A 23,750-nucleotide genomic window follows, 5' to 3' on the forward strand; every position below is an offset into this window, starting at 1 on the left:
GGAACCTTCATGAGCGTATTTAACCCCGTTGACCATCCACATCGTCGTTATAACCCGTTAACCGGACAGTGGATTCTGGTTTCTCCGCATCGCGCCAAGCGCCCCTGGCAGGGGGCGCAGGAAACGCCGGCAAAACAGACCTTGCCGGCCCACGATCCGGACTGTTTCCTGTGCCCGGGCAACACCCGGGTGACCGGCGACACCAACCCGAATTACACCGGTACCTACGTATTTACCAACGACTTTGCGGCCCTGATGACCGACACCCCGGACGCACCGGAGAGTGACGATCCGCTGATGCGCTGCCAGAGCGCCCGCGGCACCAGTCGGGTGATCTGCTTCTCGCCAGACCACAGCAAAACGCTGCCGGAACTGAGCCTTGAAGCGCTGGAAGACGTGGTTAAAACGTGGCAGGAACAGACCGCGGACCTCGGGAAAAGCTACCCGTGGGTGCAGGTTTTTGAAAACAAAGGGGCAGCGATGGGCTGCTCCAACCCTCACCCGCATGGTCAGGTGTGGGCCAACAGTTTCCTGCCCAATGAAGCGGAACGGGAAGACCGTCTGCAGAAAGAGTATTACGCCGCACAGGGCCAGCCGATGCTGCTGGACTATGTGCAGCGCGAACTGGCCGACGGCAGCCGCACGGTGGTGGACACCGAGCACTGGCTGGCGGTGGTGCCCTACTGGGCCGCCTGGCCGTTCGAAACGCTGCTGTTGCCGAAAGCGCACGTGCAGCGCATAACCGATCTCACCGACGCCCAGCGCAGCGATCTGGCGCTGGCGTTGAAAAAGCTGACCAGCCGTTACGACAACCTGTTCCAGTGCTCATTCCCCTACTCCATGGGCTGGCACGGCGCGCCGTTTAACGACGAAGACCATAACCACTGGCAGCTTCATGCCCACTTTTATCCGCCGCTGCTGCGCTCCGCGACGGTCCGCAAGTTTATGGTTGGTTATGAGATGCTGGCCGAAACTCAGCGCGATCTGACCGCCGAGCAAGCTGCCGAACGACTGCGCGCCGTCAGCGACGTCCATTTTCGTGAATCCGGAGTGTAATGATGAGTCTGAAAGAGAAAACCCAAACCCTGTTCGCTGACGCCTTCGGCTACCCGGCCAGCCATGTCATTCAAGCGCCAGGCCGCGTCAACCTGATCGGCGAGCATACCGATTACAACGACGGTTTTGTGCTCCCCTGCGCTATTGACTACCAGACGGTGATCAGCTGTGCGCCGCGCGACGATCGTACCGTGCGGGTGATTGCCGCCGATTACGACAATCAGACCGATGAGTTCTCTCTCGACGCGCCGATTATCAGCCACGACACCCAGCAGTGGTCGAACTATGTCCGCGGCGTGGTAAAGCATCTGCAGCAGCGGAACAGCCACTTTGGCGGCGCGGATCTGGTAATCAGCGGCAATGTACCGCAGGGTGCGGGGTTAAGCTCCTCAGCCTCGCTGGAAGTCGCCGTCGGCACCGTGTTCCAACAGCTGTATCATCTGCCACTGGATGGCGCGCAAATCGCCCTCAACGGCCAGGAGGCGGAAAACCAGTTCGTCGGCTGCAACTGCGGCATCATGGATCAGCTGATTTCAGCGCTGGGCAAAAAAGACCACGCGCTGCTGATCGACTGCCGTTCGCTGGGCACCAAAGCCGTCTCGATGCCGAAAGGCGTGGCGGTGGTGATCATCAACAGCAACTTTAAGCGCACCCTCGTCGGCAGCGAGTACAACACCCGTCGTGAACAGTGCGAAACCGGCGCGCGCTTCTTCCAGCAGCCCGCCCTGCGCGATGTCACCCTTGAGCAATTTAACGCCGTCGCCCATGAGCTGGATCCGGTGGTCGCGAAGCGCGTACGCCATGTGCTGACGGAGAATGCCCGCACTGTGGAAGCCGCCAGCGCCCTCGAAAAAGGCGACCTGAAGCGGATGGGTGAGCTGATGGCAGAGTCCCACGGCTCGATGCGTGATGATTTCGAGATCACCGTCCCGCAGATCGACACCCTGGTGGAGATCGTTAAGGCCGCGATCGGCGATAAGGGCGGCGTGCGCATGACCGGCGGCGGCTTTGGCGGCTGCGTGGTAGCGTTAATCCCGGAAGAACTGGTCGATACCGTTCAGCAGGCCGTTGCCAACGAGTATGAAGCGAAAACCGGTATTAAAGAGACATTCTATGTCTGCAAACCGTCACAGGGGGCCGGGCAATGCTAACGCAAACCACCGCGCTGGCCCCGGACGGCCAGCCATGGCAGCAGGTGACCCTGCGCAATAAGTCGGGGATGACCGTCACCGTGGCGGACTGGGGCGCGACGCTGCTCAGCGCCGAGGTGCCGTTGGCCGATGGCAGCCTGCGCCGACCGCTGCTGGGCTGCGCAAAGCTGGAAGACTATGCTCGCCAGGCCGCATTTCTTGGCGCCTCGGTAGGCCGCTACGCCAACCGTATCGGCCACAGCCGCTTCCCGCTTGACGGCCAGGTCGTCAACGTCACGCCGTCAAACGACGCGGGCCACCAGCTCCACGGCGGCCCGGAAGGGTTTGATAAGCGCCGCTGGCGCATTGTCCGCGCCGACGAGCAGGAAGTGCTGTTCGCCCTGACCTCGCCCGATGGCGATCAAGGCTTTCCGGGCACCCTGCAGGCCACCGCGCACTATCGTCTGAGCGACGATAACCGCATCGCGATTACCTATCGCGCCACCGTGGACCAACCCTGCCCGGTGAATATGACCAATCACGTCTATTTCAACCTCGACGGTGAGCAGGGCGATGTGCGCCAGCATCAGCTCCAGATCCTCGCCCAGAGGTATCTGCCGGTGGAAAGCGACGGTATCCCGGGTGGCGAACTGAAAGATGTTGCTAACACCAGCTTTGATTTCCGCCAGCCGAAAACCATCGCCGCCGACTTCCTCGCGGATGCCGATCAGCAAAAGGTGAAGGGATACGATCATGCCTTCCTGCTGGATGCCAAAGGCGACGCCAGCCAGCCCGCGGCACAGGTCTGGTCGCAGGATGGCAAGCTGCAGATGACGGTCTATACCTCCGCTCCGGCGCTGCAGTTTTACTCCGGCAACTATCTCGGCGGCACCCCGTCGCAGACGACGGAGCCCTACGCCGACTGGCAGGGACTGGCGCTGGAGAGCGAATTCCTGCCGGATTCGCCGAACCATCCGCAATGGCCGCAGCCGGACTGTGTATTACGTCCGGGCCAGGAGTACGTCAGCCTGACGGAATATCAGTTTATCGCCCGATAATCACCAGCGCCCTCCATCAGGGGGCGCTGCTTTTCGTCCCCGCCCTCCTCTCTGCCGCCTCTTTTTTCAGCAACCTGCTCTATTTTCCGTCACCAAAGGACAAAAAAATAACCTGTGTATTACAAGCACCTTACACTGCGCCACTATTTTCGCTATGGTTAGGGATAAGCATTGCCGTGCGCCAAATCACGGCAATATAATGAGAATAGTTATCAATCAATAACACATACACCAACATATTCAGCGCACCGTTCGCGGCGCGAGGGATGGCGTGTAGAGAGGAGTGAGAGAATGGCTGTAACTAAGCTGGTACTGGTTCGTCATGGCGAAAGCCAGTGGAACAACGAAAACCGCTTCACCGGTTGGTACGACGTGGATCTGTCCGAGAAAGGCGTTAGCGAAGCGAAAGCAGCGGGTAAACTGCTGAAGGCTGAAGGCTTCAGCTTTGATTTTGCTTATACCTCCGTGCTGAAACGTGCCATCCACACCCTGTGGAACGTGCTGGACGAACTGGATCAGGCCTGGCTGCCGGTTGAGAAATCCTGGAAGCTGAACGAACGTCATTACGGCGCGCTGCAGGGCCTGAACAAAGCGGAAACCGCTGAGAAATATGGTGACGAGCAGGTTAAACAGTGGCGTCGCGGCTTCGCTGTCACTCCGCCGGAGCTGACCAAAGACGACGAGCGCTACCCGGGCCACGATCCGCGCTATGCAAAACTGACCGACGCCGAACTGCCGACCACTGAAAGCCTGGCGCTGACTATCGACCGCGTCGTGCCTTACTGGAACGAAACCATTCTGCCGCGCCTGAAAAGCGGTGAGCGCGTGATCATCGCCGCTCACGGTAACTCCCTGCGCGCGCTGGTGAAATACCTCGACAACATGGGCGAAGACGAGATCCTCGAACTGAACATCCCGACCGGCGTACCGCTGGTATATGAGTTCGATGAAAACTTCAAGCCGATCAAACATTACTATCTGGGTAACGCGGAAGAGATCGCGGCGAAAGCTGCTGCCGTCGCCAACCAGGGTAAAGCGAAGTAATTTCTCCTGGTGAGAACAAAAAAGCGTGGAAATCTCCACGCTTTTTTTATGACCTGCGCTAGCGCGGAGTACCTTAGCCGCGGCGGGTTTTCACCGCTTCCGCCAGCTGACGCAGGATCGTTTCGGTATCCTCCCAGCCGATGCAGGCGTCGGTGACGCTCTTGCCGTAGGTCAGCGGTTCACCGCTCTCGAGGCTCTGGTTGCCTTCCACCAGATGGCTTTCAATCATCACGCCCATAATGGCGCGCTCGCCGCCGGCGATCTGCTGGCATACGTCGGCGCCCACTTCCATCTGCTTCTTGAACTGCTTGCTGGAGTTGGCATGGCTGAAGTCGATCATCACCAGGGCCGGAAGACCCGCTTTCGCCAGACCGATTTTCACCTCCGCCACGTGCTTCGCGCTGTAGTTAGGCTCTTTGCCGCCGCGCAAAATAATATGGCAGTCGCCGTTACCGCTGGTATTCACGATGGCGGAGTGGCCCCACTTGGTGACCGACAGGAAACAGTGCGGCGCGCCGGCGGCGTTAATCGCATCGATAGCCACCTTGATGGTGCCATCGGTACCGTTTTTAAAGCCCACCGGGCAGGAGAGTCCGGAGGCGAGCTCACGGTGCACCTGGGATTCGGTGGTTCGCGCGCCAATGGCGCCCCAGCTCATCAGATCGGCGACATACTGCGGGGTGATCATATCGAGGAATTCCCCCGCCGCCGGCAGGCCGCTGTCGTTAATGTCCAGCAGCAGTTTGCGCGCGATGCGCAACCCGTCGTTGATGCGGAAGCTGTTATCCATATGGGGATCGTTGATGAGCCCTTTCCAGCCGACGGTGGTGCGCGGTTTTTCAAAATAGACCCGCATGACGATCTCGAGCTCGCCCTTCAGCGCCTCGCGCAGGGTCAGCAGGCGGGCGGCATACTCTTTCGCCGCTGCCGGATCGTGAATAGAACAAGGCCCAATCACCACCAGCAGACGGTCATCGTCGCCTTTGAGGATCTGATGGATCGCTTTGCGAGCATGTGCAACGGTGTTTGCAGCATTTTCGGTAGCAGGGAATTTTTCCAGGAGCGCAACGGGAGGTAATAATTCGTTGATCTCTTTAATGCGTAAATCGTCGTTCTGATAATTCATCTTCTTTCCAGCGTTGCCATACTTATTCAATGAAATGCAATCCCTCCAATCTATCTCTTCGCTGAAATAGTGTAAACGTGATTTTACAGTAGTGATGGAATAATCCTGGAAATAGGCAAAAATACGCCATAAAGTAGCGAAACCAGGCTCATGAACTACAATATTTAACTGTTAAAGCTGATTAAGTCTTACGTTTCAGGATTATATAGTGACACTGCGATCGTCTGCGGAGTCTTAAACCATAGCGAGTCAGATCCCTGGCACACTCACCGCGGGAAGCGCATTTCCCCTTCCCGGCTTAACAGGAGTATCCGATGAATATGAAAAAACTGACGACCCTTTTGCTCACCGCCACCTTAGGTCTTGCCAGCGGCGCGGCCCTGGCGGCAGACACCGGCGCCCAGTCCAATAATGGCCAGGCCAACTCTTCCGCGGATGCCGGTCAGGTGGCGCCGGATGCCCGTGAGAACGTGGCGCCGAACAACGTGGACAATAGTCAGATCAACTCTGGCTCTGGGGGCACCACGGGCTCGACGATGACCCAGGATAATATGTCGAGCGATGAGGTACATAAAAACTCGATGTGTAAAGACGGCCGCTGTCCGGACACCGGTAAAAAACTGGACAACGGCGGCAATACGACCCAAGACAACAGCAAAACCGACGGCACCACCCAGTAACACATGAGGTAGGCAGATCGAAGAAAAGGCGAGCCGGTCTCGCCTTTTCTTCGTTTTTTATCGCTCTCTGTTTATGATGTCATAGCGTAATAATGATAACTATTAAGGGACGACACTATGGCGCACTCGCATTCGCACTCCTCTGTCCAGGCTCCGGATAACAGCAACGCCCGCCGGCTGCTATGGGCGTTTATCGTCACCGCCGGCTTTATGCTGATTGAAGCCGTCGGCGGCGCGATCTCCGGCTCGCTGGCCCTGCTGGCGGATGCCGGCCATATGCTCACCGACTCCGCCGCTCTGCTGTTTGCGCTGCTGGCGGTTCGCTTCGCCAGCCGCCCACCAAATGCCCGCCATACCTTTGGCTGGTTGCGTTTAACCACCCTGGCGGCGTTTCTCAATGCTATTGCTCTGGTGGTGATCACCATGCTGATTGTCTGGGAGGCGATTCAGCGCTTCCAGCATCCGCAGCCGGTAGCCGGCGTGACGATGATGGTCATTGCAGTCGCCGGTCTGCTGGCCAACGTGCTGGCTTTTTGGATCCTACATCGGGGTAGCGAGGAGCGGAATCTTAACGTACGCGCCGCAGCGCTACACGTGCTTGGCGACCTGCTGGGCTCGGTCGGCGCGATCGTGGCGGCCGTGGTGATCCTCACCACCGGCTGGACGCCTGTCGACCCGATTCTTTCCGTGCTGGTTTCCTGCCTGGTATTACGTAGTGCCTGGCGATTACTGAAAGAGAGTCTGAATGAATTGCTGGAAGGCGCGCCGCGTTCGCTGGATGTGGCGGCCCTGCAGCGGGATATCCGTCGCTCTATCCCGGAGGTACGCGATGTTCACCACGTCCACGTCTGGCTGGTGGGGGAAAAACCGGTGATGACGCTCCATGTACAGGTCGTTCCACCGCACGACCATGACGCGTTACTCAACCGCATCCTGCATTTCCTGGAACATAAATATGAAATTGCGCATGCCACGGTGCAGATGGAGTACCAGCCCTGCAGCGGCCCGGAGTGCCATCTCAACACGATGCACGCCGGGCACGATCATCACCACCACCATTAGCCAGAAAACGCGTGAGAACCTCGCTCACGCGCGCTGTTTATCCACATCCGGCTGCCGTTCAACGCAATGAACGTCAGCAAGAGGTATTCCAGCGACATGGCATAGACGCCCTGACGGGCAAAAATCACCACGCTTATCACGTTGACGATCACCCACAGCAGCCAGTTTTCAACATACTTGCGGGTCATTAAGATCATCGCCACCACCGACAGCACCGTCATGCAGGAGTCCCAGAACGGGAAAGCATCCGGCTGCAGTTCCGGCATAGTGACCTGCAAACCGAGCGCTTGCATCAGGCTGACCGCGATCCGCGTCAGGAAAGCAAAGAACGGGTTGATAGACAGGGTCAGCAAGCCGATCGCTACCACGCAGGCCGCCAGCCAGCCCAGCGCTTTGCTGCGCGGCAGCCAGCGGATCTGCAGCTCAGCCTCATGGTTGCTGCTTTGTCGCGACCATGCATACCAGCCGTAAACGTTAGCGGCAAAAAAGAACAGCTGCAGCAGCAGGCTGGCGTACAGCTGGATCTGAAAGAAGATGATGGCGAACAGCGTGACGTTGACCAGCCCGAAAGCATAGTTACTGATCTTCTCCAGGCTCGCCAGCCAGATACACAACAGCCCGGCAATCGTCCCCACGGCCTCTATCCAGGAGAGATCGTACCCCCCAGCGCCGATGGGTATATGTACTAAAATATTCTGCGTGCTAAAAAAATCCATTTCCTCCCCTCAGCGTCTGGCGACGCGACAATAGGTTATCCCCGTAGTGTAGCCGCAAAATCCAGCATCCGGTTAAGGGGAATTAATGCGCCGGTTCGCAGCGCTTCGTCGACATGGATTTCATGTTCAGCGCCGCCCTGCTCGAGACCCTCGGCAATGGCTTTCAGGCCATTCATCGCCATCCACGGACAATGCGCGCAGCTGCGGCAGGTCGCCCCTTCGCCGGCGGTGGGCGCTTCCAGCAGCGTTTTCTCCGGCACCGCCTGCTGCATTTTATAGAAAATACCGCGATCGGTGGCCACGATCAGCTGGCGCTGGGGCAGGCTTTTCGCCGCCGCAATCAGCTGGCTGGTGGAGCCTACGGCATCGGCCATCTCAACGATCGCCTGCGGCGACTCGGGATGGACCAGCACGGCGGCTTCGGGATGCAGAGCCTTCATCCGCATCAACGCCTGGGTTTTAAACTCGTCGTGCACGATGCACGCCCCCTGCCAGCACAGCACGTCTGCGCCGGTCTGACGCTGAACGTAGCGCCCAAGGTGGCGGTCCGGCGCCCAGAGGATCTTTTGACCAAGACTATCCAGATGGTCAATGAGTTCCACGGCGATGCTGGAGGTCACCACCCAGTCGGCGCGGGCCTTCACCGCGGCGGACGTATTGGCATAGACCACTACGGTGCGGTCAGGATGGGCGTCGCAAAAGGCGTTGAATTCCTCAATCGGACAGCCCAGATCCAATGAACACTCGGCGTTCAGGGTCGGCATCAAAATGGTCTTTTCCGGGCTGAGAATTTTGGCGGTTTCCCCCATAAAACGCACCCCGGCGACCAGCAGCGTGGAGGCCGAATGGCGGGCGCCAAAGCGCGCCATCTCCAGCGAGTCGGCGATACAGCCGCCGGTCTCTTCCGCCAGCTGTTGAATTTCAGGATCGGTGTAGTAATGCGCCACCATCACGGCATCGCGCTCGCGTAGCAGGCGCTTGATTTTTTCGCGGTAAAACTGCTTTTCGTCGACGGTCAGCGGCTGCGGTTTAGCAGGGAAAGGATAAATCGCCGTTTCAGGATCAAACATTACGCTCATCATGCAATCTCGTTTTACTGGCTTAACTCTACAACCGTCAGTATGGCCTTTCGGCGGCTTAACACGGTCATGGTGTTTTATATGCTAAACAAGATAGCCGATTATGAGCTAAAAGTCGTGATGAATTTTGTACATCAGACCCTTTTCCCGGGGACGGTGCTGCGCATCTGCCCGAACGACCGGTTCGTACCCTATGCAGGCACGGTAAGCGCAGCGTGACCGTGGGAAAATGATGAATTAAGAAAGTATTAAGATTGATGAGTGGCAGGGAAATGCAGATAGCAAAAAGGCGCCTTTAGGGCGCCTTTTTACATTGGTGGGTCGTGCAGGATTCGAACCTGCGACCAATTGATTAAAAGTCAACTGCTCTACCAACTGAGCTAACGACCCCTTGCGGGATTTTACTGCTGCCATCATTCAGGGTGGTGAGTCGTGCAGGATGACTCGACTTCGCCTCGCCCTTCGGGCCGTTGCTGTCGCAACGTTATCCTTCACGTTCAGCATCTGAGTTAAATGCTGAAATTGGTGGGTCGTGCAGGATTCGAACCTGCGACCAATTGATTAAAAGTCAACTGCTCTACCAACTGAGCTAACGACCCGCTCTGGTACTACCTGAATAACTTCACTCGACACCAATTCAGAAATTGGTAGGTCGTGCAGGATGACTCGGCTTTGCCTCGCCCCTCGGGCCGTTGCTGACGCAACGTTATCCTTCACGTTCAGCATCTGAGTTAAATGCTGAAATTGGTGGGTCGTGCAGGATTCGAACCTGCGACCAATTGATTAAAAGTCAACTGCTCTACCAACTGAGCTAACGACCCGAGTGGTGGGTGATGACGGGATCGAACCGCCGACCCCCTCCTTGTAAGGGAGGTGCTCTCCCAGCTGAGCTAATCACCCGAAACTGCGCTGGATACTACCGATACTGCGTCCACCTACCCCATCATAAAAATGATTGGAGTGCAGGATGACTCGCTTCGCTCGCCCTTCGGGCCGTAGCTGAAGCAACGTTATCCTTCACGTTTAACACCGACGTTCGATGTTAAAGATGGTGGGTCGTGCAGGATTCGAACCTGCGACCAATTGATTAAAAGTCAACTGCTCTACCAACTGAGCTAACGACCCGGTGGTGGGTGATGACGGGATCGAACCGCCGACCCCCTCCTTGTAAGGGAGGTGCTCTCCCAGCTGAGCTAATCACCCGATACTACGCTGGATACTACTAAGCGGTGGGTCGTGCAGGATGACTCGGCTTCGCCTCGCCCTACGGGCCGTTGCTGACGCAACGTTATCCTTCACGTTTTACTATCGCGTTCCACCAGAACGATTGGTGGGTCGTGCAGGATTCGAACCTGCGACCAATTGATTAAAAGTCAACTGCTCTACCAACTGAGCTAACGACCCACTCTGGCATTGCTTTGGGCTTGTTTGATATCCCTTGGCAACGGCGGCATATATTACTGATTTCAGGATTCAGCGCAACTAAAATTTCGATAAAGATCACTTAACTGCTGGCGATTCAGGCGACAAGACCAGAAATAACGCGATTTCTGGTCATGCCGTAATCAACCAAGAGCATTAAGTCGTTTTTGCGCTTGTTTCGCACCGTCGGTGCCGGGGAATTTATTGATCACCTGCTGGTAAACCGCTTTCGCTTTCGCGGTATCACCTTTGTCCTGCATGATCACGCCGACTTTAAACATCGCGTCAGGCGCTTTTGGCGATTTCGGGTAGTTCTTCACCACCGAAGCGAAGTAAAACGCCGCGTCGTCTTTTCTCCCCTTATTGTAGTTCAACTGCCCGAGCCAGTAGTTAGCGTTTGGCTGGTAGGTTGAATCCGGGTACTTTTTGACGAAGTTTTGAAACGCCACCATCGCGTCATCCTGGCGTGAGGCATCCTTCACCAGGGCAATAGCGGCATTATAATCGGTGTTCGCATCGCCGGTCATCGCCGGGGCGCCTGAGGTGGCCGCTGGCGCTGCGCTGGTGGCAGCCGCGCTCTGATCGCCAGAAGACGACGGAGCCTGCGCACCTGATGCTGCGCCGCCACCGCTGCTCAGACTATCTATCTGCAGCAGAATCTGTTTCTGGCGCTCAACGATCTGATTCAGCTGGTACTGGTTCTCCTGGATCTGCCCGCGGAGAGAATCAATGTCAGTCTGGTTATCAGAGAGTTGTTGCTGGAGTTGGGTTAAAAGCTGGCTGTGAGCATTGGAAATACGCTCGAGTTGAGTGACGCGGTCTTCGACCGAGCCTGAGCCGACACTACTGATTGGCGCCTGAGCAAAAGCGGCCCAGGGGGCCGCTATGCCAACCAGTAACGACAGACTCAATAAATGATGTCTGAAGTTACTGCTCATGCAATTCTCTTAGTAAACCAGTACGGCGCGACGGTTTTTGGCATATGCCGCTTCGTCATGACCCAGTACTGCTGGTTTTTCTTTACCGTAAGAAACGATGGAGATCTGATCGGCAGAAACACCTTTGCCCTGCAGATACATCTTAACGGCGTTAGCACGACGCTCACCCAGAGCGATGTTGTATTCCGGCGTACCGCGCTCATCCGCGTGACCTTCTACAGTCACTTTGTAGGACGGGTTGCTGCGCAGGAAGTTAGCGTGCGCGTCCAGCATAGCAGCGAAGTCAGAACGGATATCGTACTTGTCGAGATCGAAGTAAACGATGTTGTTCTGCTGCAGCTGCTGCATCTGCAGACGAGCTTGCTCTTCAGAAGACATGTTGCCGCCGTTACCGTTAGCGTCCATACCAGTGCCGGCACCCAGCATGCCTTCACCGCTCTGGTCGTTGCTGGCGTTCTTGTTAGAAGAACATGCCGCGATTGCCATAACCGGCAGAGCGATCATCAGCCCTTTCAGCACTTTGTTCAGTTGCATTTCTTTGATTCCTTTAATAATCAATTATTTATTATCACAGATACGGCGACCAGGCAGGCGATTTTACCTGTCCATCAGTTGCCGGAAGACGCGCTTTGAAACGCCCATCTGTAGAAACCAGATTCAGCACGGATCCCATCCCCTGAGAAGAGCTGTAGATTACCATAGTGCCGTTAGGTGCCAGACTTGGCGTTTCGTCTAAAAACGTTGATGACAGAACCTGTACACCACCCGTTTCCAGATCTTGTTTGGCAATGTGCTGCTGACCGCCGGCCGAGCTGACCATTACCATGGTTTTACCATCCGCGCTCACGTCGGCGTCCTGGTTCTGAGAACCTTCCCAGGTGATACGCTGCGGCGTGCCGCCATTAATGTTGACTTTATATACCTGCGGACGACCTGCCTGGTCAGAAGTGAAGGCCAGATTCTGGCTGTCCGGGAACCAGCTTGGTTCGGTGTTGTTGCTGCGACCGTTGGTCACCTGACGAATCTGACCCGATCCCAGATCCATTACGTACAGGTTCAGGCTACCGGTTTTCGACAGCGCGAACGCCAGTTTAGAACCATCCGGTGAGAACGCCGGGGCGCCGTTGTGCTGCGGGAAGGAGGCGATCTGACGCACAGAGGCGTTCGCCAGGGTCTGAACCACCAGCGCAGAACGACCGCTTTCAAAGGTAACGTAGGCCAGTTTAGAACCGTCCGGAGACCAGGCCGGGGACATCAGCGGCTGGGAGGAACGGTGAACCAGGAACTGGTTGTAACCATCGTAGTCGGACACGCGCAGTTCGTAAGGGTACTGGCCGCCGTTTTTCTGCACCACGTAGGCGATACGGGTACGGAAGGCGCCCTTGATGCCGGTCAGCTTCTCAAATACCGCGTCGCTGGCCGCGTGCGCCGCATAGCGCAGGTACTGCTTAGTGACTTTAAAAGAACCTTGCGCCAGCGTTGTGCCCGGCGCTCCGCCGGTGTCCACCAGTTGATACGCAACCTGATAAGAACCATCCGGATTTTGCGTGACCTGGCCGACGACTACGGCGTCAATACCCAGCGCAGACCAGGCAGCAGGCTGCACTTCCTGGGCACTGGTCGGCTGCTGCGGCAGACGAGAGCGATCCAGCGGATTGAATTTACCGCTGTTGCGCAGGTCAGCTGCCACGATACCACCGACATCTTCCGGCGCAGCGCCCTGGCCGGCCCACTGGAACGGTACCACGCCGATAGGGCGCGCCGAGTCCACCCCCTGGGTGATCTCGATACGTACTTCTGCGTGCAGCACCGCCGCCCACAGCATTAAAAAACCAAATGCTACTCGTAATGCCTGCTTCATCATATCTCCCTTATCCGGGCGGAAAGCCCACGATAATTTAGCAGAATGTTAACAAACTCAAATATACAAAACTACCAAAACCCTGTGACTACCATAGATTGTTTTTCCCCGTTTGCACGGGGAAAAATGTCACTGAGGTTTGAAGTCCAGTGGCGCATTTTTGAAGACTTCATATACTGCCTGGCTAGGTGGTTTCGGAAACTTAGCCTGTCGGGCTGCGGCAAGAGCGGCCTGGCACAGAGCAGGATCACCACCTTCGGACTGTATATTTAACAACAGGCCGTCAGGAGCAAGTTTGATACGCAAGGTACATGTTTTGCCCGCATAGGACGATGCGTCATAAAACTTACTTTCAATCGCCGATTTTATCTGTCCGGCATAGTTGTTGATATCAGCCCCTGAGGCACTGTTTTTAGTATTACCACTCCCGGCAGCGGAGGCATTGTTTCCTTTGGCCCCACCGCCTGTTTTAGGCGCATTCTTACCAGAACTCAGATCGCCGAGCAGGTTGTCAACGCCGTCCGCTTCTTTCGCAGCCGCCGCTTTCTTCGCCGCCGCGGCTTTTGCTGCTGCCGCTTTGGCCGCTTTATCAGCTGCAGCCTTCTCTGCTGCAGCTGCTTTCGCTGCCGCCGCTTTTTCAGCGGCTGCGGCTTTCTCGGCGGCGGCCTTCTCAGCGGCCGCTTTTTGCGCGGCGGCTTTCTCAGCGGCTTTTTCGGCAGCCGCTTTTTCAGCTGCCGCCTGCTTAGCCGCTTCCTGCTGGGCTTTTTTCTCCGCTTCCTGTTGCGCTTTCTTCGCAGCCGCCGCTTCCGCTTTCTTCTGCGCCTCGGCCGCAGCTTTCGCCGCTTCAGCTTCCGCCTGTTTCTTCGCCTCGGCAGCGGCTTTCGCTGCAGCGGCTTCGGCCTGCTTCTTCGCGTCAGCAGCCGCCTTGGCCGCCGCCTGTTCTGCCGCTTTCGCCTGGGCATCCGCCTTCGCTTTCGCCTCGGCGGCCGCTTTGGCAGCGGCTTCCTGCGCTTCTTTTGCCTGTGCGTCCGCTTTGGCTTTTGCCGCCGCGGCGGCCTTGGCAGCCGCTTCTTCAGCCTGCTTCTGCTGCTCCTTCGCTTCTTTCGCCGCTTCCTGCGCCTGCAGCCGCTCCTGTTCGAGCTGTTTCAGCCGTTCCTGTTCCGCCGCCTGTTTCTCACGTAACTCTTCCGCCTGCTGCTGCGCCTGTTTTTCACGCTGTTCAGCGGCGCGACGTGCGCTGGCCTGCTGCTGTTGCTGACGGTTATAGTTATTTACCACCGCCCCCGGATCGACCATGACGGCATCAATCGACGATCCGCCGCCGCCGCCGGCAGAGGCATCCAGATGCTCGTCAAACGAACTCCAGATCAGCAGCGCGATCAGAATGATGTGCAGCGCGACTGAAATGATGATCGCTCGTTTAAGCTTGTCGTTTTGTTCGGTTGCCTTTGACACTATCGGTTCCCAAAAACTGTTCGCCTGTATCCGCGATGCGCACCGACGGCGAGCGATACCCGCCACCGGACGCCGCGCGGACGCACCTACCTGAAGCGATTAAATAGGTTTGGTCATCAAGCCGACCGATTTAACCCCTGCACTATGCAACAGGTTCAGCGCTTTAATAATTTCATCGTAAGGGACGTCTTTCGCACCGCCGATCAGGAATACCGTTTTTTCATTGGCTTCAAGACGACGCTTCGCTTCGGCAATTACCTGCTCCGGCGGCAGCTGGGACAGCGTCTCCTGCCCCACCTTCACGCTGTACTGCCCTACCCCGGAGACTTCCACAATCACCGGCGGATCGTCATTGCTTTTCACCGCTTGCGATTCCGTGGCGTCCGGCAGATCGACTTCCACGCTCTGCGTAATGATCGGCGCCGTTGCCATAAAGATCAGCAGCAGCACCAGCAGGACATCCAGCAGCGGAACGATATTGATCTCGGACTTCAGTTCGCGACGTCCGCGTCCACGTGCTCTGGCCATGGCTTACCCCTTATTGCTTTCGCTGGTGGTAAAGGCCTGACGGTGCAGAATAGCGGTGAACTCTTCCATAAAGTTGTCGTAATTCAGTTCAAGCTTGTTCACGCGCTGGTTCAAGCGGTTATACGCCATGACCGCCGGGATCGCGGCGAACAGACCAATCGCGGTGGCGATCAGCGCTTCGGCGATACCTGGCGCCACCATCTGCAGGGTGGCCTGCTTCACCGCGCCAAGGGCGATAAAGGCGTGCATAATCCCCCAGACGGTACCGAACAGACCGATATACGGGCTGATCGAGCCTACGGTGCCGAGGAACGGAATATGGGTCTCCAGCGTTTCCAGTTCGCGGTTCATCGAAATACGCATCGCGCGCGATGCCCCTTCGACAATCGCTTCCGGCGCATGGCTGTTAGCCCGATGCAGGCGTGCAAACTCTTTGAAACCGCTGTAGAAGATTTGTTCCGAACCGGTCAGGTTATCGCGACGCCCCTGGCTCTCCTGGTACAGACGAGAGAGCTCGATCCCGGACCAGAATTTGTCCTCGAACGCTTCAGCTTCACGCGCGGCCGAGTTAAGGATACGCGTTCTCTGAATAATGATAGCCCAGGAAGCGATAGAAAAACCAATCAAAATCAACATGATAAGTTTTACCAGAAGGCTCGCCTTCAGGAACAAATCAAGGATATTCATGTCAGTCACTGCTTAAACTCCGCGACAATAGACTTGGGAAGCGCACGTGGCTTCATTAAGAGTGGATCAACGCACACAATGAGAACCTCAGCTTCGTTTAACACTGTATTCTCGGCGTTGACGATTCGCTGCGTGAAAACCAAAGAGGTGCCGCGCATCGAGGTAATTTCCGTCTGGACTTCGAGCATGTCGTCGAGTCTGGCGGGGGCAAAATACTCCAGCGTCATTTTGCGAACCACGAAGGCAACGCGTTCAGCCAACAGCACCTGTTGACTAAAGTGATGGTGGCGCAGCATCTCTGTGCGTGCTCTTTCATAAAAAGCGACGTAACTGGCGTGGTAAACCACACCACCGGCATCGGTATCTTCGTAGTAGACCCGAACCGGCCATCGAAACAGCGTTGTATTCACTTTACATCCCGGTAATGCAAAAAAAGGTTAGAGCTTTCAAACTTCGCTACTATACGCGCGGGAAAGGTGGTTTGGAATGGGGGAAAGTAAACGGGGCGTAAATTTTTATGGGCTTATGCAAGCCCATAGCATTAACAGAGATCTCTTATTCAAAAGAAGAAAAAGAAGAGACCTAAAGCGAGCACGATATCAGCGATAAGCGGACAAAAAATCCCCTGCCAGTGAACGGCACGCGGGCGAAAGCCCACGCCGTGAATAACGCCGCTGCAAACCGCCCACATCAGCAAGAAACCATGCCAGATTTCCAGCTCGCTGGTCTTCGCCGCAAAGCGCGACGGATCCCAGAAAATGCAGCCAGCCAGCAGCAGCGCCATCAATAAGGAAAGCGCCCGGAGCGGGCGCTTGTCCATTATCGCGTACAGAGTAGCGATAAATTTCATCAGATTTCTTCTTTCTTCCCGGCTTTGGTGGCTTCCACGTGCTCAAGCGCCAGCGCGGTAATGACCCCAAAAGCACAGGCAAGAAGCGTTCCCAAAATCCATGCGAAGTACCACATATATAGCTCCTTACCTTAGTACAGCGAGTGGGTATTCTTTTCGATGTCTTCGCGCGTGATGCGGCCAAACATCTTCCAGTAACACCAGCTGGTGTAGGCCAGAATGATCGGCACGAAAACAATCGCCACGTAGGTCATCAGGTTCAGCGTCCGCTGACTGGAGGTCGCGTCCCACATCGTCAGGCTGGCGTTCAGCATGGTGCTGGACGGCATGATGAACGGGAACATCGCGATACCGGCAGTCAGAATGATGCAGGCCAGGGTCAGCGAGGAGAACAGGAATGCCCAGGCACCTTTATCCGCTTTGGTCGAAACGACGGTCAGCAGCGGCAACACCACGCCCAGGGCAGGCACCGCCCACAGCGCTGGCATATTGTTAAAGTTCACCATCCACGCGCCAGCTTCCCGCACCACTTCCTTGGTCAGCGGGTTAGACGGGCCAGTATGGTCAATCACCGATTTCACCACATAGCCGTCGATGCCGTAGTAGACCCACACGCCCGCCAGCGCGAAGCAGACCAGCGTCACCAGCGCCGCCACCATGGAAACGGTGCGAGTACGCAGGTGCAGTTCGCCTACGGTACGCATCTGCAGGTAGGTGGCGCCCTGAGTCAGGATCATCGCCACGCTGACGATACCGGCCAGCAGACCAAACGGGTTCAGCAACTGGAAGAAGTTACCGGTATAGAACAGACGCAGGTATTCATCGACGTGGAACGGCACGCCCTGCAGCAGGTTGCCAAAGGCCACGCCAATCACCAGCGGCGGCACGAAGCTACCGATGAAGATGCCCCAGTCCCACATGTTGCGCCAGCGGGTGTCCTCGATCTTGGAACGGTAGTCAAAACCGACCGGACGGAAGAACAGCGAGGCCAGCACCAGAATCATCGCCACATAGAAGCCAGAGAACGCCGCGGCGTAAACCATCGGCCAGGCAGCGAACAGCGCGCCGCCGGCGGTGATCAGCCACACCTGGTTACCGTCCCAGTGCGGGGCGATGGCGTTGATCATAATCCGACGCTCGGTGTCGTTGCGGCCGAGGAAGCGGGTGAGCATGCCCACCCCCATGTCGAACCCGTCGGCGACGGCAAAACCAATCAGCAGAATGCCAATCAGCAGCCACCAGATAAAACGCAATACTTCATAATCGATCATTTGACGACTCCTGTCTTAGCGTGCCGACTGAATAGCCGCAGAGGACTGTTCAAAGTGATAGCGGCCGGTTTTCAGGCTGCTAGGTCCTTTGCGGGCAAACTTGAACATCAGGAACAGTTCAGCCACCAGGAACAGCGTGTACAGACCGCAGATCAGCAACATTGAGAAGATCAGATCGCCCGCGGTTAATGATGAGTTAGCCACCGCCGTCGGCAGGACCTCACCAATCGCCCACGGCTGACGGCCGTATTCGGCAACAAACCAGCCCGACTCCACGGCAATCCACGGCAGCGGCAGGCCGTAGAATGCGGCGCGCAGCAGCCATTTTTTCTCGCCGATGCGGTTACGGATCACGCTCCAGAAGGAGGCGCCTATAATCAGCAGCATCAGGATGCCGCACGCCACCATGATACGGAAGGCGAAGTACAGCGGTGCGACGCTTGGAATGGAGTCTTTGGTCGCTTTGGCGATCTGCTCTTCCGTGGCGTCAGCGACGTTCGGGGTATAGCGCTTCAACAGCAGGCCATAACCGAGGTCCTTCTTCACGTTATTGAACTGGTCACGCACGGCCTGATCGGTTGAACCGGCGCGCAGCTGTTCCAGCAGCGCGTAGGCTTTCATGCCGTTACGGATACGCTCTTCGTGCTGAACCATCAGATCCTTGAGGCCGATAACCGGCTTGTCCACCGAGCGGGTAGCAATGATGCCCAGCGCGTAGGGGATCTGGATCGCAAAGTGGTTGGTCTGCGCATTCTGATCGGGAATACCAAACAGGGTGAAGGCCGCCGGCGCAGGCTGGGTTTCCCACTCTGCTTCGATAGCCGCCAGTTTGGTTTTCTGCACGTCACCCATTTCGTAACCGGATTCGTCACCCAGCACAATAACGGAGAGGATCGCCGCCATACCGAAGCTGGCTGCGATGGCAAAGGAGCGCTTGGCAAAGGCGAAGTCGCGACCTTTCAGCATGTACCAGGAGCTAATCGCCAGGATGAACATCGCGCCGGTGACATAGCCCGACGCCACAGTGTGAACGAATTTCACCTGGGCGACCGGGTTGAGCACCAGTTCAGAGAAGCTGACCATCTCCATACGCATGGTTTCGAAGTTGAAGTCCGATGCGATAGGGTTCTGCATCCAGCCGTTGGCGACAAGGATCCACAGCGCGGAGAGGTTGGAACCCAGCGCAACCAGCCAGGTGACGGCCATGTGCTGAACTTTGCCCAGACGATCCCAACCGAAGAAGAACAGACCTACAAAGGTGGATTCGAGGAAGAAGGCCATCAGACCTTCAATGGCCAGCGGCGCACCAAAGATATCGCCCACGTAGTGTGAGTAATACGACCAGTTAGTCCCGAACTGGAACTCCATGGTCAGACCGGTCGCCACACCCAGCGCGAAGTTGATACCAAACAACTTGCCCCAGAATTTGGTCATATCTTTATAAATCTGTTTGCCGGAAAGGACGTAGACCGTTTCCATGATGGCCAGCAGGAACGCCATACCGAGCGTTAGCGGCACAAACAGGAAGTGGTACATCGCGGTCAAGGCAAACTGTAAGCGCGACAGTTCGACTATATCTAACATCATGACTCCTTGCTCATCGCATGAAGACTCCGAAAATGAACCGAGAAACTCTGGCTCATACGCATGCCCCAATACAAATTTATTTGTCGCCCGTCCACAGCAGGTTTCAATCGAAGGTAAAACCATGCCAGGGTAAGGTTACAAATACGTTAACGAAAAACCCAATTGATTCCCCAATATATTACGCCGCAATAACCTTACAATAAATATGTTTTTATTGTTCCAGTTTTACATTTTTCGACGGTGATCAATATATAGTGAAGATGGCTGAATTCAGCCAATTTGACTTGAGACAATTTAACGTTTTTTGAGGGATTTTTCCAAGGATTAAGTATTGATATAAATCAATTTTTACTCTATGTGTTAATTATGTAGCCCAATAAAGAATATTGGTGAACTTAATGTTAATTAAGTGTTTAAACTATGGCTTTTCCAGTTACTAAAAAGAGAGATATGAGAATCATAGGTAATATTATTTAACGTCGTGGAAAAAAAACAAAAAAAAGAACCGATCCGAATAATGTTAGACCGCTCACAGTATTTTATCTTCTTCCTTATCCCCTGCCCCACGCTTTTTCGCTGCCGCTTTTGTTTCCCTACGGTACAGCCGGGGTATATTTTTTTAGCCACTACAGCGCATCGAAAATACTTATTAAATAATAAATTAAATCAATATGATAGATAGGGCTTTTCGCAGAAAATCAATTCGTTGTTGGCGCTGCGGTTCTGACGAGACGGGATAACGGTCACAAAAAAGGCCACCTGACGGTGGCCAACCATGTCGAAATCGGACAGATTTCTGCTTGCGGACAAGCAGAGAGGGTTTACTTGATAATAGCTTTCAGCGCTTCGCCGATGTCGGCCAGGCTGCGAACAGTTTTCACACCCGCCGCTTCCAGCGCTGCGAATTTCTCATACGCTGTACCTTTACCGCCGGCGATGATAGCGCCCGCGTGGCCCATACGCTTGCCTTTCGGCGCGGTAACACCCGCGATGTAGCCGACAACCGGCTTAGTGACATGATCTTTAATATAAGCAGCCGCTTCTTCTTCCGCGCTGCCGCCGATCTCACCGATCATGACGATCGCTTCGGTCTGCGGATCTTCCTCGAACATCTTCAGGATATCGATGAAGTTGGAGCCCGGGATCGGGTCGCCGCCGATACCGACGCAGGTAGACTGGCCGAAGCCGTAGTCGGTGGTCTGCTTAACCGCTTCATAGGTCAGGGTGCCGGAACGGGAAACGATGCCCACTTTACCCGGCTTGTGAATGTGACCCGGCATGATGCCGATTTTGCACTCGCCCGGAGTGATAACGCCCGGGCAGTTCGGGCCGATCATACGCACGCCCGCTTCGTCCAGCTTCACCTTCACGGTCAGCATATCCAGCGTTGGGATACCTTCGGTGATGGTGATGATAAGCTTAATGCCCGCGTCGATCGCTTCCAGGATGGAATCTTTGCAGAACGGCGCCGGAACGTAGATCACGGTCGCGGTCGCGCCGGTCGCTTCAACGGCTTCGCGCACGGTGTTGAACACCGGCAGGCCCAGGTGAGTGGTGCCGCCTTTGCCTGGCGTCACGCCGCCAACCATTTGCGTACCGTAAGCGATCGCTTGTTCAGAGTGGAAGGTCCCCTGGCTACCGGTGAAGCCCTGGCAGATAACCTTGGTATCTTTATTAATTAAAACTGACATTATTTCCCCTCCACTGCGGCAACAACCTGCTGTGCTGCGTCCGTCAGACTTTTCGCTGCAATAATATTCAGGCCGCTGTCAGCCAGTTTTTTCGCGCCCAGTTCGGCGTTGTTACCTTCCAGACGAACCACAACCGGAACGTTAACCCCTACTTCCGCTACCGCGCCGATGATGCCGTCAGCGATCAGGTCGCAACGCACGATGCCGCCGAAGATGTTAACCAGCACCGCTTTAACGTTGTCGTCAGAGAGGATGATTTTGAACGCTTCGGTCACGCGCTCTTTGGTCGCGCCGCCGCCTACGTCGAGGAAGTTAGCCGGTTCGCCGCCGTGCAGCTTAACGATGTCCATGGTACCCATCGCCAGGCCTGCGCCGTTAACCATGCAGCCGATGTTGCCGTCCAGCGCGACGTAGTTCAGTTCCCACTGCGCCGCCTGCGCTTCACGTGGGTCTTCCTGAGACTGATCGCGCATTTCGCGCAGATCCGGCTGGCGGAACAGCGCGTTGCCGTCAGCGCCCAGTTTGCCGTCGAGGCAGATCAGGTCGCCCTGCTTGGTGATCACCAGCGGGTTGATCTCGATCAGCGCCAGGTCGCGCTCAAGGAAAATGGTCGCCAGACCCATGAAAATCTTGGTGAACTGCTGAACCTGTTTACCTTCCAGACCCAGTTTGAACGCCAGTTCACGACCCTGGTAAGGCATCGGGCCCGCCAGCGGATCGATGGCGATCTTGTGGATCAGGTGCGGGGTCTCTTCCGCCACTTTCTCGATTTCCACGCCGCCTTCGGTAGACGCCATGAACACCACGCGACGGGAGCTACGGTCAACAACCGCGCCCAGGTACAGCTCTTTGTCAATATCGGTCGCCGCTTCAACCAGGATCTGGTTAACCGGCTGGCCGTTCGCATCTGTTTGATAGGTCACCAGACGTTTTCCCAGCCAGTGCTCGGCAAATGCGCGGATCTCTTCTTTGCTCTTAACTACTTTCACACCGCCCGCTTTGCCGCGGCCACCAGCGTGAACCTGACATTTCACTACCCACGGACCCGCGCCGATTTTTGAAGCGGCTTCTTCTGCTTCACGCGGAGTAGTACAGGCATAACCCACCGGCGCCGGTAAGCCATAGCGGGCAAAAAGTTGTTTTGCCTGATATTCATGTAAGTTCATGTGTTCAGTCCATCCTTCAGGGTGTAATTATCTTTAAACCTGTAGGCCTGATAACGGCGCTAACGCGTGTTATCCGGCCTACGGTAGGTAATACGCTTGCTGACTACACGTCCAGCAGCAGACGGGTCGGATCTTCCAGCAGCTCTTTAATCGCCACCAGGAAGCCTACCGATTCACGTCCGTCGATCAGACGGTGGTCATAGGAGAGCGCCAGGTACATCATCGGCAGGATCTCTACCTTGCCATTGACCGCCATCGGACGGTCTTTAATGGCATGCATACCCAGAATAGCGCTCTGCGGTGGGTTGATGATCGGCGTGGACATCAGGGAGCCGAAGACGCCGCCGTTGGTAATAGTGAAGTTACCGCCGGTCAGGTCGTCTACGGTCAGCTTGCCGTCGCGGCCTTTCACTGCCAGCTCTTTGATATTCTTTTCGATATCCGCCATGCCCAGCAGGTCGACGTCACGCAGAACCGGGGTGACCAGACCGCGCGGAGTGGAAACGGCCATGCTGACGTCGAAGTAGTTGTGGTACACCACGTCGTCGCCATCGATGGAAGCATTCACTTCCGGATAGCGTTTCAGCGCTTCCACTACCGCTTTCACGTAGAAGGACATAAAGCCCAGGCGGATGCCATGACGTTTTTCGAACGCCTCACCGTACTGCTTACGCAGATCCATGATGGGCTTCATGTTGACTTCGTTAAAGGTCGTCAGCATGGCGGTAGAGTTTTTCGCTTCCAGCAGACGTTCGGCTACGCGTTTACGCAGGCGGGTCATCGGGACGCGTTTTTCCGAACGGTGGCCCAGCTGCGGCGCCGGCGCGGCTGCCGGGGCGGCGGCTGGCGCTTTTGCTTCTGCCGGCGCCGGGGCTTTCGCCAGATGTTTCTCAACGTCTTCGCGGGTCAGACGGCCGCCGACGCCAGTGCCTTTGATGGCCGCTGGGTCAAGGTTGTGTTCAGCCAGCAGGCGACGGATCGCCGGGCTCAGCGCGTCGTTGTTCTGCTCTTCCAGAGAGGCCTGCTGACGCTGCGCCGGAGTGGACGCTTTCGCATCGGCTTTCTCGCTGCTTTCTTTACCTGCGCTGTTGCCTTCGCGCAGGCGGCCAAGGATCTGGCGAGACAGGACGGTGGCGCCCTCGTCTTCCAGCACTGCATCCAGAATGCCGTCCGCTGATGCCGGTACTTCCAGTACCACTTTGTCAGTTTCGATTTCGACCAGAACTTCGTCACGGACGACCGCGTCGCCCGGTTTTTTGTGCCAGGTGGCGACGGTTGCGTCAGCTACGGACTCAGGCAGGTCGGGAACCAGAATATCTACGCTACTCATTGTGTATCCTTTA

The 23,750-nt window shown here is 56.2% G+C and carries 24 protein-coding genes and 7 tRNA genes; 7 read left to right on the top strand and 24 right to left on the bottom strand.

All coding sequences use genetic code 11. The annotated features are described in order from the left end of the window. Positions 1-9 precede the first annotated feature (9 nt). From galT to gpmA, 4 genes are all read left to right on the top strand, one after another. Complete coding sequence (gene galT / locus KB890_RS06595; protein WP_002895147.1) at positions 10-1,056, top strand: galactose-1-phosphate uridylyltransferase; 1,047 nt, start codon at positions 10-12, stop codon at positions 1,054-1,056. A gap of 2 nt (positions 1,057-1,058) precedes the next feature. Continuing rightward, the gene (galK, locus tag KB890_RS06600; RefSeq protein ID WP_031280663.1) at positions 1,059-2,207 is read left to right on the top strand and encodes a galactokinase; all 1,149 of its coding nucleotides are present in this window, start codon (positions 1,059-1,061) and stop codon (positions 2,205-2,207) included. Then, positions 2,201-3,244, top strand: coding sequence for a galactose-1-epimerase (galM, locus tag KB890_RS06605; protein ID WP_004223707.1), 1,044 nt, complete (start codon positions 2,201-2,203; stop codon positions 3,242-3,244). Before galK ends, galM begins: the two co-directional genes overlap by 7 nt. Before the next feature lie 291 nt (positions 3,245-3,535). Continuing rightward, entirely contained in the window at positions 3,536-4,288 is a 753-nt protein-coding gene (gpmA, locus tag KB890_RS06610) for a 2,3-diphosphoglycerate-dependent phosphoglycerate mutase (RefSeq protein ID WP_002895089.1), read from the top strand. Between the two features lie 73 nt (positions 4,289-4,361). Here the strand turns inward: gpmA and aroG are convergent, their stop codons facing one another. Further along, positions 4,362-5,414 carry a 3-deoxy-7-phosphoheptulonate synthase AroG gene (gene aroG / locus KB890_RS06615; RefSeq protein WP_004214507.1) on the bottom strand — a complete coding sequence of 351 codons (1,053 nt, stop codon included), beginning with the start codon at positions 5,412-5,414 and terminating at the stop codon, positions 4,362-4,364. A gap of 314 nt (positions 5,415-5,728) precedes the next feature. Between aroG and KB890_RS06620 the strand changes: the two genes are divergently transcribed. Together KB890_RS06620 and zitB are read left to right on the top strand one after the other, a co-directional pair. Continuing rightward, positions 5,729-6,094 (top strand): YbgS-like family protein, encoded by a 366-nt coding sequence (locus KB890_RS06620; RefSeq protein ID WP_002895084.1) that lies wholly within the window; start codon positions 5,729-5,731, stop codon positions 6,092-6,094. A gap of 117 nt (positions 6,095-6,211) precedes the next feature. Next, positions 6,212-7,156 (top strand): CDF family zinc transporter ZitB, encoded by a 945-nt coding sequence (zitB, locus tag KB890_RS06625; protein ID WP_004147641.1) that lies wholly within the window; start codon positions 6,212-6,214, stop codon positions 7,154-7,156. Here zitB and pnuC read toward each other — a convergent pair. Next, positions 7,153-7,872: a nicotinamide riboside transporter PnuC gene (gene pnuC / locus KB890_RS06630; RefSeq protein WP_004179069.1), complete on the bottom strand. Its 720-nt coding sequence runs from the start codon at positions 7,870-7,872 to the stop codon at positions 7,153-7,155. The two genes, zitB and pnuC, sit on opposite strands and share 4 nt — an antisense overlap. Before the next feature lie 35 nt (positions 7,873-7,907). Then, positions 7,908-8,951 (bottom strand): quinolinate synthase NadA, encoded by a 1,044-nt coding sequence (nadA, locus tag KB890_RS06635; RefSeq protein WP_002895074.1) that lies wholly within the window; start codon positions 8,949-8,951, stop codon positions 7,908-7,910. Positions 8,952-9,020: 69 nt separating this feature from the next. Between nadA and KB890_RS06640 the strand changes: the two genes are divergently transcribed. After that, positions 9,021-9,170 carry a hypothetical protein gene (locus tag KB890_RS06640; protein ID WP_020324031.1) on the top strand — a complete coding sequence of 50 codons (150 nt, stop codon included), beginning with the start codon at positions 9,021-9,023 and terminating at the stop codon, positions 9,168-9,170. Positions 9,171-9,265: 95 nt separating this feature from the next. Here KB890_RS06640 and KB890_RS06645 read toward each other — a convergent pair. The 21 genes from KB890_RS06645 to odhB form a co-directional block, all read right to left on the bottom strand. Next, a tRNA-Lys gene (locus KB890_RS06645) sits at positions 9,266-9,341 on the bottom strand. Positions 9,342-9,474: 133 nt separating this feature from the next. Continuing rightward, positions 9,475-9,550 (bottom strand) — tRNA-Lys (locus KB890_RS06650). A 146-nt stretch (positions 9,551-9,696) separates the two neighbouring features. Next, positions 9,697-9,772, bottom strand: a tRNA-Lys gene (locus tag KB890_RS06655). Positions 9,773-9,775: 3 nt separating this feature from the next. Beyond that, positions 9,776-9,851 (bottom strand) — tRNA-Val (locus KB890_RS06660). Positions 9,852-10,000: 149 nt separating this feature from the next. Next, a tRNA-Lys gene (locus KB890_RS06665) sits at positions 10,001-10,076 on the bottom strand. Between the two features lie 2 nt (positions 10,077-10,078). After that, positions 10,079-10,154, bottom strand: a tRNA-Val gene (locus KB890_RS06670). A gap of 125 nt (positions 10,155-10,279) precedes the next feature. Beyond that, a tRNA-Lys gene (locus tag KB890_RS06675) sits at positions 10,280-10,355 on the bottom strand. 161 nt (positions 10,356-10,516) lie between these two features. Further along, entirely contained in the window at positions 10,517-11,311 is a 795-nt protein-coding gene (gene cpoB / locus KB890_RS06680) for a cell division protein CpoB (protein ID WP_002895071.1), read from the bottom strand. 9 nt (positions 11,312-11,320) lie between these two features. Beyond that, positions 11,321-11,845, bottom strand: coding sequence for a peptidoglycan-associated lipoprotein Pal (gene pal / locus KB890_RS06685; protein WP_002895068.1), 525 nt, complete (start codon positions 11,843-11,845; stop codon positions 11,321-11,323). A gap of 34 nt (positions 11,846-11,879) precedes the next feature. Continuing rightward, positions 11,880-13,172, bottom strand: a complete 1,293-nt coding sequence (tolB, locus tag KB890_RS06690) for a Tol-Pal system beta propeller repeat protein TolB (protein WP_002895066.1) — start codon at positions 13,170-13,172, stop codon at positions 11,880-11,882. 129 nt (positions 13,173-13,301) lie between these two features. Further along, the gene (tolA, locus tag KB890_RS06695; protein ID WP_004179068.1) at positions 13,302-14,627 is read right to left on the bottom strand and encodes a cell envelope integrity protein TolA; all 1,326 of its coding nucleotides are present in this window, start codon (positions 14,625-14,627) and stop codon (positions 13,302-13,304) included. A 99-nt stretch (positions 14,628-14,726) separates the two neighbouring features. Beyond that, the gene (tolR, locus tag KB890_RS06700) at positions 14,727-15,155 is read right to left on the bottom strand and encodes a colicin uptake protein TolR (protein ID WP_002895061.1); all 429 of its coding nucleotides are present in this window, start codon (positions 15,153-15,155) and stop codon (positions 14,727-14,729) included. A 3-nt stretch (positions 15,156-15,158) separates the two neighbouring features. After that, a complete protein-coding gene (gene tolQ / locus KB890_RS06705) occupies positions 15,159-15,851 on the bottom strand; it encodes a Tol-Pal system protein TolQ (protein WP_004152221.1) in 693 nt (230 codons plus the stop codon). Continuing rightward, complete coding sequence (gene ybgC, locus KB890_RS06710; RefSeq protein ID WP_002895056.1) at positions 15,848-16,252, bottom strand: tol-pal system-associated acyl-CoA thioesterase; 405 nt, start codon at positions 16,250-16,252, stop codon at positions 15,848-15,850. Before ybgC ends, tolQ begins: the two co-directional genes overlap by 4 nt. Before the next feature lie 149 nt (positions 16,253-16,401). Then, positions 16,402-16,692, bottom strand: a complete 291-nt coding sequence (ybgE, locus tag KB890_RS06715) for a cyd operon protein YbgE (protein WP_002895053.1) — start codon at positions 16,690-16,692, stop codon at positions 16,402-16,404. Beyond that, on the bottom strand, positions 16,692-16,808 hold the full coding sequence (gene cydX / locus KB890_RS06720) for a cytochrome bd-I oxidase subunit CydX (RefSeq protein ID WP_002895051.1): 117 nt from the start codon (positions 16,806-16,808) through the stop codon (positions 16,692-16,694). The genes ybgE and cydX overlap by 1 nt, the downstream gene beginning before the upstream one ends. Before the next feature lie 15 nt (positions 16,809-16,823). Beyond that, on the bottom strand, positions 16,824-17,963 hold the full coding sequence (gene cydB, locus KB890_RS06725; RefSeq protein ID WP_002895049.1) for a cytochrome d ubiquinol oxidase subunit II: 1,140 nt from the start codon (positions 17,961-17,963) through the stop codon (positions 16,824-16,826). A gap of 15 nt (positions 17,964-17,978) precedes the next feature. Next, positions 17,979-19,547 (bottom strand): cytochrome ubiquinol oxidase subunit I, encoded by a 1,569-nt coding sequence (gene cydA, locus KB890_RS06730; protein WP_002895047.1) that lies wholly within the window; start codon positions 19,545-19,547, stop codon positions 17,979-17,981. Between the two features lie 824 nt (positions 19,548-20,371). Next, positions 20,372-21,241 (bottom strand): succinate--CoA ligase subunit alpha, encoded by an 870-nt coding sequence (gene sucD / locus KB890_RS06735; protein ID WP_020324229.1) that lies wholly within the window; start codon positions 21,239-21,241, stop codon positions 20,372-20,374. Next, positions 21,241-22,407, bottom strand: coding sequence for an ADP-forming succinate--CoA ligase subunit beta (sucC, locus tag KB890_RS06740; RefSeq protein ID WP_002895039.1), 1,167 nt, complete (start codon positions 22,405-22,407; stop codon positions 21,241-21,243). The genes sucD and sucC overlap by 1 nt, the downstream gene beginning before the upstream one ends. Positions 22,408-22,510: 103 nt before the next feature. Then, on the bottom strand, positions 22,511-23,737 hold the full coding sequence (gene odhB, locus KB890_RS06745) for a 2-oxoglutarate dehydrogenase complex dihydrolipoyllysine-residue succinyltransferase (protein WP_004142209.1): 1,227 nt from the start codon (positions 23,735-23,737) through the stop codon (positions 22,511-22,513). Positions 23,738-23,750: the final 13 nt, after the last annotated feature.

The organism is Klebsiella sp. P1954 (assembly GCF_018199955.1).
GTDB lineage: Bacteria > Pseudomonadota > Gammaproteobacteria > Enterobacterales > Enterobacteriaceae > Klebsiella > Klebsiella pneumoniae.

Coding starts and splice junctions, on each gene's coding strand:
- pnuC (WP_004179069.1), bottom strand. CDS start 7,872: ATGGATTTTTTTAGCACGCAGAATATTTTAGTACATATACCCATCGGC.
- aroG (WP_004214507.1), bottom strand. CDS start 5,414: ATGAATTATCAGAACGACGATTTACGCATTAAAGAGATCAACGAATTA.
- galM (WP_004223707.1), top strand. CDS start 2,201: ATGCTAACGCAAACCACCGCGCTGGCCCCGGACGGCCAGCCATGGCAG.
- galT (WP_002895147.1), top strand. CDS start 10: ATGAGCGTATTTAACCCCGTTGACCATCCACATCGTCGTTATAACCCG.
- cpoB (WP_002895071.1), bottom strand. CDS start 11,311: ATGAGCAGTAACTTCAGACATCATTTATTGAGTCTGTCGTTACTGGTT.
- sucD (WP_020324229.1), bottom strand. CDS start 21,241: ATGTCAGTTTTAATTAATAAAGATACCAAGGTTATCTGCCAGGGCTTC.
- KB890_RS06620 (WP_002895084.1), top strand. CDS start 5,729: ATGAATATGAAAAAACTGACGACCCTTTTGCTCACCGCCACCTTAGGT.
- nadA (WP_002895074.1), bottom strand. CDS start 8,951: ATGAGCGTAATGTTTGATCCTGAAACGGCGATTTATCCTTTCCCTGCT.
- tolB (WP_002895066.1), bottom strand. CDS start 13,172: ATGAAGCAGGCATTACGAGTAGCATTTGGTTTTTTAATGCTGTGGGCG.
- galK (WP_031280663.1), top strand. CDS start 1,059: ATGAGTCTGAAAGAGAAAACCCAAACCCTGTTCGCTGACGCCTTCGGC.
- pal (WP_002895068.1), bottom strand. CDS start 11,845: ATGCAACTGAACAAAGTGCTGAAAGGGCTGATGATCGCTCTGCCGGTT.
- cydX (WP_002895051.1), bottom strand. CDS start 16,808: ATGTGGTACTTCGCATGGATTTTGGGAACGCTTCTTGCCTGTGCTTTT.
- cydB (WP_002895049.1), bottom strand. CDS start 17,963: ATGATCGATTATGAAGTATTGCGTTTTATCTGGTGGCTGCTGATTGGC.
- gpmA (WP_002895089.1), top strand. CDS start 3,536: ATGGCTGTAACTAAGCTGGTACTGGTTCGTCATGGCGAAAGCCAGTGG.
- KB890_RS06640 (WP_020324031.1), top strand. CDS start 9,021: ATGGTGTTTTATATGCTAAACAAGATAGCCGATTATGAGCTAAAAGTC.
- tolR (WP_002895061.1), bottom strand. CDS start 15,155: ATGGCCAGAGCACGTGGACGCGGACGTCGCGAACTGAAGTCCGAGATC.
- ybgE (WP_002895053.1), bottom strand. CDS start 16,692: ATGAAATTTATCGCTACTCTGTACGCGATAATGGACAAGCGCCCGCTC.
- odhB (WP_004142209.1), bottom strand. CDS start 23,737: ATGAGTAGCGTAGATATTCTGGTTCCCGACCTGCCTGAGTCCGTAGCT.
- zitB (WP_004147641.1), top strand. CDS start 6,212: ATGGCGCACTCGCATTCGCACTCCTCTGTCCAGGCTCCGGATAACAGC.
- sucC (WP_002895039.1), bottom strand. CDS start 22,407: ATGAACTTACATGAATATCAGGCAAAACAACTTTTTGCCCGCTATGGC.
- cydA (WP_002895047.1), bottom strand. CDS start 19,547: ATGTTAGATATAGTCGAACTGTCGCGCTTACAGTTTGCCTTGACCGCG.